At 58.8% G+C, this 14,262-nt stretch carries 17 protein-coding genes; 14 read left to right on the forward strand and 3 right to left on the reverse strand.

Annotated elements, in window-relative coordinates:
* Nucleotides 1-64 precede the first annotated feature (64 nt).
* Together KUV39_RS17515 and KUV39_RS17520 are read left to right on the forward strand one after the other, a co-directional pair.
* Nucleotides 65-574, forward strand: a complete 510-nt coding sequence (locus KUV39_RS17515) for a phage major tail tube protein (protein ID WP_168613356.1) — start codon at nucleotides 65-67, stop codon at nucleotides 572-574.
* A gap of 9 nt (nucleotides 575-583) precedes the next feature.
* Nucleotides 584-931: a phage tail assembly protein gene (locus KUV39_RS17520; RefSeq protein ID WP_209033385.1), complete on the forward strand. Its 348-nt coding sequence runs from the start codon at nucleotides 584-586 to the stop codon at nucleotides 929-931.
* A gap of 151 nt (nucleotides 932-1,082) precedes the next feature.
* Here KUV39_RS17520 and KUV39_RS17525 read toward each other — a convergent pair whose 3' ends face one another.
* Nucleotides 1,083-1,352, reverse strand: a complete 270-nt coding sequence (locus KUV39_RS17525) for a hypothetical protein (RefSeq protein ID WP_209033383.1) — start codon at nucleotides 1,350-1,352, stop codon at nucleotides 1,083-1,085.
* Here KUV39_RS17525 and KUV39_RS17530 point away from each other — a divergent pair.
* From KUV39_RS17530 to lysC, 9 genes are all read left to right on the forward strand, one after another.
* Nucleotides 1,351-4,350 (forward strand): phage tail tape measure protein, encoded by a 3,000-nt coding sequence (locus tag KUV39_RS17530; protein ID WP_222460491.1) that lies wholly within the window; start codon nucleotides 1,351-1,353, stop codon nucleotides 4,348-4,350. The genes KUV39_RS17525 and KUV39_RS17530 overlap by 2 nt on opposite strands.
* A gap of 14 nt (nucleotides 4,351-4,364) precedes the next feature.
* Nucleotides 4,365-4,787: a phage tail protein gene (locus KUV39_RS17535; protein WP_209033379.1), complete on the forward strand. Its 423-nt coding sequence runs from the start codon at nucleotides 4,365-4,367 to the stop codon at nucleotides 4,785-4,787.
* Nucleotides 4,787-4,996, forward strand: coding sequence for a tail protein X (locus KUV39_RS17540; protein WP_209033377.1), 210 nt, complete (start codon nucleotides 4,787-4,789; stop codon nucleotides 4,994-4,996). The genes KUV39_RS17535 and KUV39_RS17540 overlap by 1 nt, the downstream gene beginning before the upstream one ends.
* Nucleotides 4,993-5,988, forward strand: a complete 996-nt coding sequence (locus tag KUV39_RS17545; protein ID WP_244998447.1) for a phage late control D family protein — start codon at nucleotides 4,993-4,995, stop codon at nucleotides 5,986-5,988. The genes KUV39_RS17540 and KUV39_RS17545 overlap by 4 nt, the downstream gene beginning before the upstream one ends.
* 47 nt (nucleotides 5,989-6,035) lie before the next feature.
* Nucleotides 6,036-6,389 carry a DUF1353 domain-containing protein gene (locus KUV39_RS17550; RefSeq protein WP_222460492.1) on the forward strand — a complete coding sequence of 118 codons (354 nt, stop codon included), beginning with the start codon at nucleotides 6,036-6,038 and terminating at the stop codon, nucleotides 6,387-6,389.
* A gap of 12 nt (nucleotides 6,390-6,401) precedes the next feature.
* Entirely contained in the window at nucleotides 6,402-6,779 is a 378-nt protein-coding gene (locus KUV39_RS17555) for a hypothetical protein (RefSeq protein ID WP_050672543.1), read from the forward strand.
* Nucleotides 6,780-6,968: 189 nt separating this feature from the next.
* Complete coding sequence (locus KUV39_RS17560; RefSeq protein ID WP_168578499.1) at nucleotides 6,969-7,634, forward strand: peptidoglycan-binding protein; 666 nt, start codon at nucleotides 6,969-6,971, stop codon at nucleotides 7,632-7,634.
* Nucleotides 7,634-7,933: a hypothetical protein gene (locus KUV39_RS17565; protein ID WP_244998448.1), complete on the forward strand. Its 300-nt coding sequence runs from the start codon at nucleotides 7,634-7,636 to the stop codon at nucleotides 7,931-7,933. The genes KUV39_RS17560 and KUV39_RS17565 overlap by 1 nt, the downstream gene beginning before the upstream one ends.
* Complete coding sequence (gene lysC / locus KUV39_RS18805; protein ID WP_419555547.1) at nucleotides 7,914-8,132, forward strand: Rz1-like lysis system protein LysC; 219 nt, start codon at nucleotides 7,914-7,916, stop codon at nucleotides 8,130-8,132. The genes KUV39_RS17565 and lysC overlap by 20 nt, the downstream gene beginning before the upstream one ends.
* Nucleotides 8,133-8,633: 501 nt before the next feature.
* Here lysC and KUV39_RS17570 read toward each other — a convergent pair.
* Together KUV39_RS17570 and KUV39_RS17575 are read right to left on the reverse strand one after the other, a co-directional pair.
* Nucleotides 8,634-9,686 (reverse strand): PAS domain-containing sensor histidine kinase, encoded by a 1,053-nt coding sequence (locus KUV39_RS17570; protein WP_209033372.1) that lies wholly within the window; start codon nucleotides 9,684-9,686, stop codon nucleotides 8,634-8,636.
* 232 nt (nucleotides 9,687-9,918) lie between these two features.
* Nucleotides 9,919-10,992, reverse strand: coding sequence for a site-specific integrase (locus KUV39_RS17575; protein ID WP_222460494.1), 1,074 nt, complete (start codon nucleotides 10,990-10,992; stop codon nucleotides 9,919-9,921).
* A 108-nt stretch (nucleotides 10,993-11,100) separates the two neighbouring features.
* Here KUV39_RS17575 and dusA point away from each other — a divergent pair, with 108 nt between their 5' ends.
* The 3 genes from dusA (at nucleotide 11,101) to KUV39_RS17590 (ending at nucleotide 14,110) form a co-directional block, all read left to right on the forward strand.
* Nucleotides 11,101-12,108 (forward strand): tRNA dihydrouridine(20/20a) synthase DusA, encoded by a 1,008-nt coding sequence (dusA, locus tag KUV39_RS17580; protein WP_222460495.1) that lies wholly within the window; start codon nucleotides 11,101-11,103, stop codon nucleotides 12,106-12,108.
* 280 nt (nucleotides 12,109-12,388) lie between these two features.
* Nucleotides 12,389-13,255, forward strand: a complete 867-nt coding sequence (locus tag KUV39_RS17585) for a sulfite exporter TauE/SafE family protein (RefSeq protein WP_222460496.1) — start codon at nucleotides 12,389-12,391, stop codon at nucleotides 13,253-13,255.
* Between the two features lie 60 nt (nucleotides 13,256-13,315).
* The gene (locus KUV39_RS17590; RefSeq protein ID WP_222460497.1) at nucleotides 13,316-14,110 is read left to right on the forward strand and encodes a hypothetical protein; all 795 of its coding nucleotides are present in this window, start codon (nucleotides 13,316-13,318) and stop codon (nucleotides 14,108-14,110) included.
* Nucleotides 14,111-14,262 lie beyond the last annotated feature (152 nt).

Here is a 14,262-nt window from a genome sequence, read left to right on the forward strand (position 1 = left end):
GAAATCGGCCTCGCGTCCTCCAGGGCGCGGGGTCTTCCTCAATGTGCTGAAAGGAGTATCAGCCATGAAAGCTACCCCCGCATTCATTCTGCGGAATTGTGTTCTGTGGGCCGACAATGATGTGAAGGCCGGGCAGACTTCGGACATCGGCTTGAACATGCCGAAAGAGAAAACCGAAAAGATGCGCAATGGCGGGATGGTCAAAGATCGTTCCATCGCCATGGGTTATGAGTTGGAGGATCTGGAATTCAGCCTGACAGCGCTGGATCCTGCGACCATCAAACTGATGACTGGCCGTCCTGGTACGGAACACGCCTTCATGGTGACTGGCGCCCTGGTCGATGAGGACGGCACCGTAACCAGCGCGGTCTACACCGTGCGTGGTCGCCTGACATCGAGTGATGCGGGGCGCTGGAAGCCCGGCGATCCGGCGGAGATGAAATGCACCGTTGTGCAGAACTATGCCAAGCTCGAAATCGGTGGCGAAGAGATCTTCGAGATTGACGATTTCGATTACAGTGTTGGCGGCCAAAGCCAGACCGGAGAAATCCGCTCCGCGCTGCTGCTGGATTAAGGGGTTCCTATGGATCTGCCAATCACAGTCCCGCTGAAACGGTCGGTCATCCACGACGGCAAAACCTATGACGCACTGACGCTTGATGAGCCCTGCCTGGATGATCAGATCGCTTATCAAGAGCTTCTGGAAACAGTCACCCTTGTTCCGTCTCCTGAGGGTGATGGGGGTGAGCCTCTGACATCCGCGCGCGACGCGATGCGTGTCACCCGCTTTTGGATCTCGCGCCTGGCCGGGGTTCCTGAGGCGGTGGCCGGTAAGCTGAAGAGCGAAGATCAGGCTGAAGTCACCCGTGTTCTGGATCGTCTTTGGGGTGCCGTTGATCCGGATCCGGCGGGAAACGACGAAGCGGCGTAACTGCAGATGATCTGCGGTTCGCCGCTGCATTCGCGGCTAACGCGCTGAATGCACCTCTGCCAAGCGTTCTCGCCATGAAGGTGCGCGAGTTCTCCAAATGGGCAAAGGCTGCGGAGAAAATGTGGGAGCTGCAGAGGCCGCTGCCGCAGGCTTAGTCCTCGGACAAGGCTTTCTGGAAAGCGTTCAGCTCTTTCCCGCGAAGCGGGCGGCTGGGGCCAGTTTGGTGCGAGAAGGCTTTGTAGAGGCCAAACAGCACAGCGGCAAAGGCCAAAGCCCCCCAAATGCCGCCCGCATAAATTCCAATTGCAATTGTCGCCGCAACCGCGGCGGCAAGCATCACCAAAGCAAAGATCATCGCAAACACATCCATACGTTGAATATGGGTGAGTTTGCGCGGCAATTCAAGGAGGCCTGCCGCCATGGCTAACAAGCGCTACACCACCCAGCTGCGCATTCAGGCGGTTGATAAATACTCCAAAACAGTCAAGGCCATGGGTAAGACGACCGGGCGTTTCTCCGACCAGGTTCGTCGCGATTTGGAGGGGCTGCAGGCCATCCGTGGCCCGCTAAAACTGATTGAGGACTTTAAGGCCAAGCAAGCGGTTATGCGCAAATCTGGCGAGAGCCTTGATGCGGCGCGTGAAAAGGTTCGCGAGCTGGCAGCTGAAATCAAACGCACCAAGCAGCCCACTGCAAAGATGCGGGCGGAGTTCGACCGCGCCCGCGCATCTGCTGACAAACTGGAGGCGCGCCACCGTAAGAACCGGCAGGCACTCACTACACTGCGCTCTGAGCTGCAATCGACCGGCGTGGACACCTCGCGTCTGGCCGGGGCTGAACAGCGCCTGAAATCGGCGCTGGATGCGTCTTCTGCCGGGTTTGATCGCAAGATCAATAAGTTGAAGCGTGTTGCGGAAATGCAGGAGCGCATTGCGCGCTCCCGCGAACAGATGGACCGCTCATTGGCCCGTGCTGCAAACGTCAGCTTTGTTGGCGCGGCATCTGTTCAGACCGGCCGCCGGATCCTCTCCGGTGTCGCCAGTCCAGTAGGGCAGGCCAAGCAGCTTGAGACCGCAATGGCGGATGTCCGCAAGGTTGTGGATTTTGATAGCCCCGAAGGCCTGCGGCAGATGCGCCGGGACATTCAGGCGCTGTCTACCGACATCCCTATGACGGCTGAAGAGCTTGCCCAAATCGTGGCCTCTGGTGGGCAGTCTGGTATTGCCAAGGCAGAGTTGATCGAGTTCGCAGAGCTGGCGGCCAAGGTCGGCGTTGCCTTTGATATCTCAGCTGAGATGGCGGGGGATTCCATGGCAAAGGTGAAAACCGCCATGGAGCTGAACCTTAAAGAGACCTCAAATCTCTTTAACGCGATGAACCACCTGTCCAACAACTCGGCGGCGCGAGCGGATCAAACGCTGGAGTTCCTGAACCGTGCGGGTAGCGACGGTGCGCGCTATGGGTTCTCGGCAAATGAAACCCTGACCTATGGCGCCGCCATGATCGCAGCCGGGGCTCAGGCGGATACGGCTGCAACCTCGTTCCGGAACATGGGGCGCGCGCTGACACGCGGGGCCAGCTCCACAGATCGCCAGTCTGAAGCGTTTAAGAAGCTGGGGCTCGATGCGGAAAAGGTCGCCTTGGCGATGCAGCAGGATGCGGTTGGCACCACCAATGATGTGATCCGTCGCCTGAACGATCTGCCAAAGCACCTGCAGGCCTCGGTGATGTCTGATCTCTTCGGGGACGAGGCGCGTGAGCTGGGCAAGCTGATCAACAACATGCAGCTGCAGCCAAAGATGCTGAAGCTGTTGGCCGATCCTGCTGACTATTTGGGGTCGGTTGGCGAGCCCGATAGTGTGGAAAAGGAGTATCGGGCGAGGGCAGCCACCACGCAGAACAATGAGCAGTTGCTTGCCAATGAATGGAAGCGGGTGCAGTCGGCTGCCGGTGAAACTATTCTGCCGGTATACAATGAAATCCTCACTACCATGCGGGGGCTTCTGAAGACCACAACAGTGTGGATTGAAGAGCATCCCACCCTCACGCGCTGGCTTGTGATCGGCGCGGCGGCCCTGGGTGGCATGGCTGTTGCAGGCGGTGCTTTGTTGACGGCGGGTGCGGCTCTGATCGGCACTATTGCTGTTTTGCGCTTTGGCCTTGCTGGTCTGGGGGCGCGGGCGATCTTCGCCAGCGGCGGGCTGGGTGGTGTTGCATCCCGCATTATGGGGATGTCCTCAATCGCGCCAAACTTTGGCCCGGCTGCTGCTGGCTTCTCAGGGTTGCGGCGTTCAGCGCTGTCTGAGCTGGATCTGCTTAAAAATGGTGTTGATACCCGCACTGCCGCGATGAACCGCAGCCTGTCCCGCCTAAAATGGAAGGGCGCGCTTGCTGGGCTTACCACCTATCTGGCCATGCAGCAGGTGCCTGAAGAGCCTGAAGAATTGCAGGCGTTTCAGGAGCGCAATCGTCGGCGCCTTGACGGCGCGCTGCGCTCTGTGCCGGGCCTTGGCTGGATGATGGAAAAGTATGAGGGGGCAGTTGAGTGGGTTCATGGCGCTCCGCCTAGGACCGATGAGGCCTTCTTGCCGCAGGATGATGCGACGCGCGCAGCTGTAAAGACAGTGGAGCGGTTCACTCCGGAGAATGGCCGGCCAACGGCTGAGCGGGTGGCTCATCTGCGCGAAGAGGTAGCGGCCTACCGTCAGGAGGTGGAAGCGGCTCAAGAGGCTCTGGCGTCTGCGCCTGAGTTTGCCAGTGGCATCACCAATCCTCTCTGGATCACGGCGCAAGCGGATCTTGATGCTGCTCTATCGGGCCTGCGCGCCGCAGAAGAGCGGTTTGAGGAAGCGGAGGTGGCATCAGCAGAGCTGGCTGAAGCGATCCGTGTCCTGGATGGTGCGCGGGTGGCGCCGGTGGTGGATACTGCATCCATCGACCGGGCGTTGGCAAAGATCAAAGAGCTGGTGCAGGCCGCGCGCAATCCTTCAGGTGGTGGTTCGCAGCTGCAAACCTCGCTGGGGCCCGCGCGTGAAGTGACGCCGATTGCGGGCGCCCGTGCCCGTGGCGGTCCCATAAAGGCGGGTCTGCCCTATTTGGCAGGCGAGCTGGGGCCGGAGCCGATCTTTTCCAGCCGGTCGGCCTATGTCGCGACACATCGCCAGTTTGAGGCGATGCAGAGGATGGCGGGCGTTGCGCGGCGGTCGGGGGCGATTGCTGCGACGGTGGCCAGTGTGGCCGCCCCCGCAGCTGCAAGTTCCACTGCTCCGGCGGGCGGGCGCACGGTTCATATCGACAATATCTCAATTGAGATCCCGGTGCCGGGGTCTGTCAGTGATCCGCAGAGCTTTGCGGTGAGTGCCGCAGGTGAGCTGGGGCGGCGCCTTTCCTCTGTGCTGGAAGGGCGGTTTTCCGACTAAGGAGGTGATGAGCAATGTCCGGACCCGTTCCAATGGCGCTAGGCCCGTTCAAGTTTAAGGCGCATGGCCTGGGCTTCACGGAAATGGAGCGCAAGCTGGATGCGACCTGGGCGGAGCTGGAGACTGCGGGGCGGCTGAACGTCCTGCAGTGGACTGGCCCCACATCTGAGGTGATCACCATCAAGGGCGTGGCGTTTCCGGCTGAGTTTGGTGGGGAAGGCACTTTGAATGGCATCAAGATGTCAGCGCGACTTGGGGTGCCGCAGATCCTCCTGTCAGGCGGTGGCAGGATCTATGGCCTGCACGCGATTGAGGGGGTTGATGAAGAGGGGGGCTTCTATGATCGCAAGGGCGCTCCGGCGCGCGTTGGCTACTCTCTAAAGCTGCGCAAGATCGGGTTTGGTTTTTCTCTGTTGTCTTTGCTGCGAGGGTTGTGATGGCGGTTGAATATCGAACCCGCGAAGGGGATGCGCTCGACCTCATCTGTCAGCGCGAATACGGGCGTCAAGCCGGTGCGGTGGAGGCGGTCCTTAGGGCAAATCCGCAGATCGCAAAGGTTGCCCATCGCTTGCCTGCGGGCGTGCTGGTTGTCTTGCCGGATCTGCAGCCTCAGGAGGGCGACGGCATGTTGCGGCTTTGGTCATGACGACGCATCCGGTGTTGCTGGTTACGGTTGATGGTGTGCCTGTTTCGGGGGCCTTCTTCGACCGGCTCATAGAGTTGAGCATATCGGATCGCGAAGGCGTGCAGGCGGATACGTTGGAAATGTCCTTTGATGACAGTCCTCCGCATTTTGCATCGCCAAGGCGGGGCGCTGTGGTGCGTGTCAGTGTCCGCATGGGGTTGCGTGGTGCTGCTGATCTGGGTGCCTTCATTGTTGATAAGGTGGAGAATGAATGCTTGCCGTTTGTGATCCGCGTCCGGGCGCATTCGGCTGACTTCCGGGCCGAAATGAAAACTCAGAAATCCCGTCATTGGGATGGTGCGACGGTGAAACATATCGTCACTGAGATTGCCAAAGAGCATGACCTGGAGCCGCAGATTGCTGATGCCGTAGCCGGTCACAAGTATGACTGGATCGGGCAGCAGGATGAATCGGATCTGAACTTTCTGGAGAGATTGGCTCGGCGACATGATGCTCTGTTTACGATCAAGGCTGGGCGCCTGCTTTGGTTGGAGCGGGGGGCGGGGAAGACTGCGGCGGGAGATGATATCCCTGAAGCGGTGATCGGTCGGCAGGACGTGTTGATCGGCACCTGTCGCGTCTCCGATAGCGATGTTGAGCGGTTCAAAACCGTCAAGTGCTACTGGCAGGACAAGGCGGGGGCTAAGCGGCGTGAGGTTGTCGTAACCGCTGATAAGGCAGCCAACGGCGAGCGGGTCTTGTCGGATCCATTCAGCTCTGAGGCGGAGGCGCGGCGAGCTGCAGAGGCCGCAGCTAAAGAGATCCAGCGCGGTCAAATCAGAACCAGCTGCACGGTATTGGGCAATCCGTCTCTAATGGCAGGTCAGCCAATGCAATACAGCGGTATTCGTCCGGGTATTGATGCGCGCGTATTCATTCTGGAGACAGTTGAGCTGACCTACTCCAAGTCGGCAGGGCTGCGCAGCAGTATCGAGGGAAGACTGAAGGTCTGACTGAAGGTCTGACCCTGAGTTCATTCAAGGCATTAGTGAGAGGAAAGATGGCAGGAGAATTGCCTGAACCGGCCCGCTGGTATGCGCGCCGGGGCGACCGATATGTGACCACCGCGCCGGTGCGGTGGGAGATCGGGGTGAAGGGATCTGGCTTGTGGGTGTCAGTGCCCGCGGGCTTTCGGTTTGATGTTTCGATACCCTGGTGGGCTGGGCTGGCGTTTGATCGTCATGATCCCCGCTATTTGCGGGCTGCTGCCTTCCATGATTTTGCCCTGCATCGGTTGCGCTGGGGGCGAGTGAGTGCGGCAGCCCCCTTTTCTGAAGCGCTGCGCGCTGATGGCGTCTCTCGCGTTCGCAGGCTGGCCATGGTGTTAGCCGTCACAATCCACAATTGGCGATAAGGAGCAACGCTTTTGAAACTGGAGTTGTTTTCCTCAGCGATGGCTGGGGTGCTGGGGGCCGTGACAGCCATGCTGACCAGCTACGGGACATCTTGGCCGGTTGTGGTCGTGGTGTTTCTGGGCGTGGCCATGGCGCTCCTGGAAGAGGAAGAGCTGAGCTGGCGCCCCGCGGTCGTGGTGAGTGTCTTCAACATGATGATCGGTGTTCTGGGTGGCCCTTTGGCGGCTCAGTTCATAGGCGGCGTTTGGGGTGTCGATATCCCGGCGCTCACTTTGATCATCGCGTTTCTGGTGGCCTATGTCGCGCATGACTTTTTCAGCAAGGCGCGGGCTCCGCTGATGGGGCTTCTGGTCAAGGTGATCAGCGCGTTTGGAGGGCAGAAGAGTTGAGCGCCCTTATCAGCCTTCTGGCTTCCCTATCTCGCCCGGTGCTGCGTTTGCGTGCCGGGCGGTGGCTTCGCTTCCTGCGTTCGTCGCTCTGGCGGCGGGTGCGTCTTGCTCTGTCTGTCCTTGTTTGGCTGGTCCTCGCCTCTGCGATGCTCGCCATGAACTCCCCCGAAAATCAGGAGGTGCCCCGCAATGAACTTTTCCATCCGTGATGTGCAGGCTCGCTGCGCTGCCCTGGGCCACAATCCGGGGCCTATTGATGGCATCATGGGTAAGCGCACCCGAATGGCCCTCAGTGTGGCTCTGAAGGCTGTGCGGGGCTCTGAGGTGTCTCACCTGTTCCACCATTCCGGATTGCGCCGGGTTCATCTGCATTGGTCCGGCGGGGCCGTTGGTGTGAATGGGATCGAACGCACAGCCTACAATTCCCTCGTTACCCATGACGGCGCGCGAGTGCAGGGAGAGTTTCCGCCAGAGGCTCAGGCCCGCTATGCCGTGGGAAAGGCGGCGTCGCACACGCTCAACTTCAACACCGGTGCCATCGGTCATTGCGTCGATGCTATGGTGGGTGCTGTCGAGCGCCCCTTTGACCGGGGATCCGCGCCGATGACGCCGCGCCAGCTCGATGAGTTCTGCAAGTGGGCGGCAGAGTACAGCGTCAAGTATTGGATCCCGATCAACCGATATGGGATGCCCACTCATGCTGAGATCCAGCCGATCTTTGGTATTCGGCAAAAGTGGAAATGGGACATCACTTGGTTGCCCGGTATGAGCAAGCCCGGCGATCCGTTGGTGGTCGGTGATCGCATCCGCGCGATGATCTCTGAACACCTTCCTGACGTGAGGGCTGCGGCGTGATGCGTGTCATGGCTGTTTGCGCCTTGGGGCTCGCAATCATCTGCGGCATTGTTTCTGTCTATCTTGGCTGGCGCAACGATGGCCTGCGGGATCAGCTAGAGGCCGCGCAAGGTCGCCTGTCCGTACAGGCTCGCCAGATCGAAAACGCGCGGCAAGCTGCTGCGGTTCTCGATGCCCACATAGCGCGCCTGCAAGCGGTGCGGGCTGCACATGAGATCCAGCTGAAAGAGCTTAGAGGGAAGGAGGGATATCATGCGCCTTTGTCTGATTTTCTTGGCGATGTCTTTGACGGGCTGTAGTGGTTTCTTCCGCGACCCTGTGCCGGTCTATGTGGAGCGTGAAATCCCGGCGTCTCTATTGAAATCGTGCCCGGAGCCGACAAAGGGCAGCCGGACGGAGGGCGGCCTTGCAGAGCTTGCATTGGGCTGGCGCGCAACAGCGCGCTGTAATGCTGGGAAGTTGGAAAGTGTTGGTCGTATCTTAGCTGACAAGCGCTGATCGGTTGGTTGAGGACCCTTTCTGTGGGGCTTCGAAAAGCGCACGGGAGGCAGACAGATGTTCTTTTCGTAGTTTTATTTCCGCCAGCATTGCTCCGGTTGTTCGACTTGAGACAACTCTCGATGGGGGTCCAAGGTGTTCCGAATAGCGTCAGCTTACGAGACTGCGATGATACCAGATGGTATCTTCAAATGGTTGGACAAAACCAAAGGTCTTGGTTTCTTCTAGCAAAACACGGGCAACAAGGAGAGCTTTGCGTACATCTTGGCAATGGGATGTGCCGACACAGCCTTACTGGACGTCGGTTTGAAAACAGGCTTGGTGATTGTTGTCAATTGGAAGGGGAACTGGTACCTACGAAGACGCCTCCTCTTTGTTTTCTGGGGTTGCTTTTCCGGACAAGAGCGTTGAGCAGCGTTCCTCTCAGCGTTGAGATTGCTCCGCAAATTTCTTGTTCAGAGGACCCGCAGTGTGGTTTCCCACGCTGCGGGTTTTCAGTTTCTATGGTCTTTGGGTTGGCATGGAAAACCTAAAGACGGTCCTGTAGTTGTTCGAGTCCACGGACATCTTTCCGCCATGCGCTTCGGCAATTTGCGAGGCTATGAAAAGCCCAAGACCGAGTCCTTTGTTCTGCTCGCCAGGCTCAGCCATGTAAAAAGGTTCAAAAATCGTTTTCAGCTTATCGGGTGGTATCGGTTCGCCCGCGTTCGCGACGCTTAATTCCAAGCAACAGTCTCGGTGGGTGAGCTCAACAAACACCGGAGAAGTTGCGGCGCCATGTGTGATCGCGTTTGCCAGTAGATTTGAGGCAAGTTGTGCAAGTCTGGTCTCGTCGCCGTATATGAAGTCATCAAAATCGAGCGCTTGGATAATTTCTCGATCTTGGTTTGCCAGCGAAACTTCGTCGATAACTTGTTGAATGACCTCGCCTGGGTTAATCCGCTGCGTTGTGGATACATCAAGGCCGCTCCCGAGTTTTGATCTGGCAAAGTCCATTACATCTGAGATCAGTCCCGCCATCCGATTAACAGCACCATCAATTGCTTCAAGCATCTCGCTTGTTCGCTCCGATTGCTCTTCTCGCTTCATAATGTTGGCTGCCGACCGTATCGCGCTGAGTGGATTACGAAGATCGTGTCCGAGCACTGCTACGAATTGCTCTCTCAGAGCTGCTTCCTGCTCTCTAGACTGAAGTGAGGCGGCATTCTGCTTGGCGACAGAAATGTCTCGTGCACTACAAAAGAAATTCTCTCCTTCGGGCACGGCATTCCATGACAGCCAGCGATACGTTCCGTCTTTGTGGCGGTAGCGGTTTTCAAAATTTAGGATCGGCTTGCCGGTCTTGATCTCAGTAAATGCTTTCGCGTTGTTTGAGATGTCATCCGGATGCAGAAAATCAAAGAAGGTTCTTTCCTTGATTTCTTGCGGCTCCCAACCGAGTGTGTGCTGCCATGCGGGATTGGTTTCAACGAAGAAACCACCATGATCCAAGATGCCCAGAAGGTCGGGTGTCACATTCCATGTCAAACTATGGATTTCTAAAGGCGAACTCATGCTTGCTTCCTCCGTGGGCCGGATGAGTTTTTATGCTCCATCATATCCTTATTGGCCCTCACGCAATAGCCTAGTGTGAGGCTATGTTCTGCTCGTCTGCCTAGTTGCACGGATATGAGAGGGTGATGGGAGCCACGCTTGCTCAACCATGGCTTTTTGTTTCGGTTCCCAGGGGTGTTTGCTCTTCTAACAGAGGGGTGCTTATTTGTGGGGTGGTGAGGCCGTTGGAAATTCAGTTTATCCTGCTGATCCATTTCCATCCTTCGAATTTATCCCCCGTTTGTTGAAGGTGAGTGTATCGCTGTAGGGAGGACCACGAGCGGTGACCGGTTACGGCGGCCGCTTGGGGAATTGAGTAGCCCAACTCGAACAAGTGTGAGGCGCCTTCGTGGCGTAGATCGTGGAACCGCAGATCTCTGATATCGAGAACTTTGCAGGCGCGCGTGAACCTCGAGGAAATGGTATCGGGGTTGAACGGAAACACCCGGCCATCAGGGCTGACAGGCATGGATAAGGCGACGTCCATCGCTCGTTGAGGAAGATCACACCAGACGTCATTGCCAAGCTTTGCGCCAGGATGCTTCATGTCTCGGATGAACACCCGGCCATACTCTGGGTCCAAATCACTGCGTAGGATCCTGGTGATTTCGCTTTCCCTCCGAGTGGAGAAAAGGGCGAAGAGAACAATCTTGTGCATGGGCAAAGCCCGAGGGTTGCTAGCCGTCGCAACCTGAAAATGGTCTAGCAATGCGTCGAGTTCGGCCAGGGAAGGGCGCCGGTCTCGTTTCCTTGACTTGCCGGACAATCCGAGACGGTTGCAGACAACCATCGCATCTTTCATCGCTTGACCGTCAAGTGGAACACCCCAAGCAGGCTTTGCGATGGCGAAAATGGAACTTAGGTGGCTGAGGTAGTTTGAGACAGTTGCTGGTTCTTTGCCAATCGCTAGTTCTTGAGCAAACGAGACGATATCAGGGCTGACAATATCTGCGCACTTCAAGCTCGCAATGTCGTATTCTTTAATGGTTCTGAGTACTTGCGCCTTCGTGCGACCAATCTCCCGTTGGCTCTCGAGAACGTAGCGGTCGATCGCATCTGCCAAAGTCTTGTTACGCTGCTTCAATGTAAGGAAGTCACCTTCAAAGGCCTTGACCTCCTTTTCACGCTTTTTGATCCAGGCTTCAGCGGCTGATCGCTTCTCAAAGGTGCGGTTGTCGCGAAATCTTTTGCCGTTTCGTTTCAGGTCGATTTGTGCGAGATAGCCGACCGACCCGTCCAAGCGCTTGCGTTCTGTTACTGATCCCATGGTCCCAACATTGCGTAGAACATCCCAACATTTGTTGGGACAACGTGCCAGAATGGGCGGAAATACGCAATAATCAGGTCCAACATTGGCCGTAAAACTGGTGTCGATATGCGAGAAAAGCTAATCAAATCAGATATTTGGAGGAGTTCCCGGTTGTCGGTTGCGCCAATGATGGATTGGACAGACCGCCATTGCCGTTATCTGCATCGTCTGCTGAGCCGGGAGGCGTTGCTTTACACGGAGATGGTGACGGCGCCGGCTTTGGTGCGGGGGGGCGCGTTGCATTTGCTGGATCACTCGGTCGAAGAGCACCCGGTGGCGCTGCAGCTTGGTGGTTCGGACCCGGCAGAGCTCGCTGAGGCGGCGCGCCTTGGTGGGCAGGCGGGCTATGATGAAATCAACCTCAATTGCGGCTGTCCCAGTGACCGCGTTCAGTCCGGGGCCTTTGGGGCGGTTTTGATGAAATCCCCCGATCTGGTGGCCGAATGTGTGGCGGCCATGCAGGCCATGGTCGACGTCGAGGTGACGGTCAAATGCCGCATCGGTGTGGATGATCAGGACCCGCAAGAGGTGCTGCCGGGCTTTATCGCGGCGATTGCTGCGGCTGGGTGCAAGCGGGTGACGATCCACGCGCGCAAGGCCTGGCTCAAGGGGCTGAGCCCTAAGGAAAACCGCGATATTCCGCCGCTGGATTATGACATCGTGCATCAGATGAAGGCAGAGTTTCCGGCGCTGCATATCTCGATCAACGGGGGGATTACCTCGCTTGATCAAGCGGTTGAGCATCTTGATCGCGGTCTGGATGGGGTCATGGTGGGCCGTGCGGCCTATCATCAGCCGAGCGATATCCTGTGTGCGGCGGATCGGCGGATCTATGGCACGGGAGAGGTGAGCGATCCGGTCGAGGTGGTTGCGCAGATGCTCGGCTATATCGACGATGAGATGACAAAAGGCGCCCGCTTGCATCAGATCACGCGCCATATGCTGGGGCTGTTTGCCGGCCGTCCGGGTGCGCGCAACTGGCGCCGGGTTCTGTCTGAGGGCGCAAGCCGTCCGGGCGCGGGCACCGAACTGGTCGAGGCGGCGCTGCAGCAGGTGACCGGGCAGGCGGCCTGATCCGGCCAGGCTGATCCGGCCGACTGATCCGGCAAGCCTGTCGGGCGGCGCCTGTCTGGGGCGCGCGCAGTTGGGGCAGGGCAGGAAACCGGGGTCACAGCGGCGTGTGACGCAAGAAAAAGACTGCCATGTGCCGCAATCCGGCTATATCACCACAACAAGCAGGGCAGCGGCCCGGCCAGTTGGTCGGGCAGAGGTCGCTTGGCGCCGGTGATGGCGGGCCAGCGACGTTGCAAAGAGCAGACCGAGAGCGGCAAGATCCGCGCCAGAGGAGACCGAGATGCAGGCGATGATTTCCCCCCTGATGAGCGAGAGCGCAATTGCCATGACGCCGGGGCTGCTGGCGCAGATGGCCGGGCTCTTGGTGGTGACGGGTGCGGTGGCAGGTGTCCTGGCCGGGCTGTTGGGCGTGGGCGGTGGCATCGTTCTGGTGCCTGCGTTTTTCTATGTGTTCCAGACCCTTGGCTATGGCGGCGACCAGCTGATGCAGATGTGCCTGGCGACATCGCTCGCCACCATCATCGTGACCTCGGTGCGCTCGGTCCTGAGCCATAACAAGAAAGGTGCAGTCGACTGGGATATCCTGCGCGGCTGGGGGGCGGGGATTGCGGTTGGCGCCATCATCGGTGTGACGGTTGCGGCGTCGCTGCGCTCCACCACGCTGCAGGCGTTGTTTGGGGTGCTTGCGCTGGTGATTGGTCTCTACATGGCTTTTGGTCGTGCAGACTGGCGGTTGGGCAGTGAAATGCCCAAGGGTCTGCGCCGGATTGTCCTGTCGCCGATGGTGGGGTTCCTGTCGGTGCTGATGGGGATTGGCGGTGGCAGTTTCGGGGTGCCCCTGATGAGCTTGCACGCAACGCCCATTCATCGCGCCGTGGCCACGGCTGCGGGGTTCGGTGTGATCATCGCGGTGCCTTCGGTGATCGGCTTTCTGTTCCTGCCCATCGATGCGGCTGCGCGCCCGCCACTGACTGTTGGGGCGGTCAATCTGGTGGCCTTTGTCGTGGTCATTGCGATGACGCTGATCACGGCCCCCTGGGGGGTAAAGCTTGCCCATGCAATGGATCCCAAACCGCTCAAGCGGGTGTTTGCGATTTTCCTGATCCTTGTGGCGCTAAACATGCTGCGAAAGTCGCTTGGGCTCTGATCTGGCGGGCTGCTGGCGTTAGGCTGGCGGCATGGAGTTGTTGAACGTCAGGAGCCGGTGATGCAGTGGCAGCAGTTTTGTGACAAGGGCTGGTGCGCCTTTGGCCCGGATCAGGCAACCGCCGATTGGGCCAGACATGCCCATCAGGCGGGCATGGCCGCGCTGAAGGATCCCGCCAATGCCGACTGGCTGCAATGCGAGGGCACCTGGTTCATCGGCGTTGATGCGTTGCCCAATGACAGCTCCGGTCAGCTGCCCGGTGGCCCGGCCTTGGCGGGGCCCGCGATCGAATTCATCCGCACCCATCTGGGCGCGATACCGCCCTTGCACCGGGCGCAGGTGTCGTCGGTGTTTCCCGGCTACCCGCGCCCCCGTCCGGGCGAAGGCGAAGCGGCGCTGCGCTACCGGATCAAACGGGACGCCGCCCATGTGGATGGGGTCAAGATGTATGGTGAACATCGCCGCCGCAAGGTGGAGGAACCTCATGCCTGGGTCTTGGGGTTGCCCCTGAACCAAGCCAGTGAAGATGCGTCTCCCCTCGTGGTCTGGGAGGGTAGCCATAACATTATGCGCCGTGCCTTTGCCGCCGCCTTTGGCGATACGCCGCGGTCCAGCTGGGCAGATGTGGATGTGACGGATGCCTATACTGCAGCCCGCGCAGAGGTGTTTGAAACCTGTCCGCGTGTGACGGTTTCGGCCAAACCGGGAGAGGCCTATCTGATGCACCGCCTCTGTCTGCATGGGGTTGCCCCCTGGGGCGAGGGGGCAAGCGCACCGGAAGAGGGGCGCATGATTGCCTATTTCCGGCCTGAACTGGCGGATTGGACCAACCGGGACACAGGCTGGCTGGCATAGGTCAGCAAACCTGTCCGAATGTTTCGCGTGCGAAACAATGGGTCAACACACGTTCCGCATGATTATCAATGTGTTAACAGGCGGTGCTGATGTAACAGGCGGGATTTTCCAGCCCGATCAGCCAGATAGGGCCATCGCGCAACATCAGCGCC

The sequence above is a fragment of the Phaeobacter italicus genome (assembly GCF_019801785.1).
Classification (GTDB): Bacteria; Pseudomonadota; Alphaproteobacteria; order Rhodobacterales; family Rhodobacteraceae; genus Phaeobacter; species Phaeobacter italicus.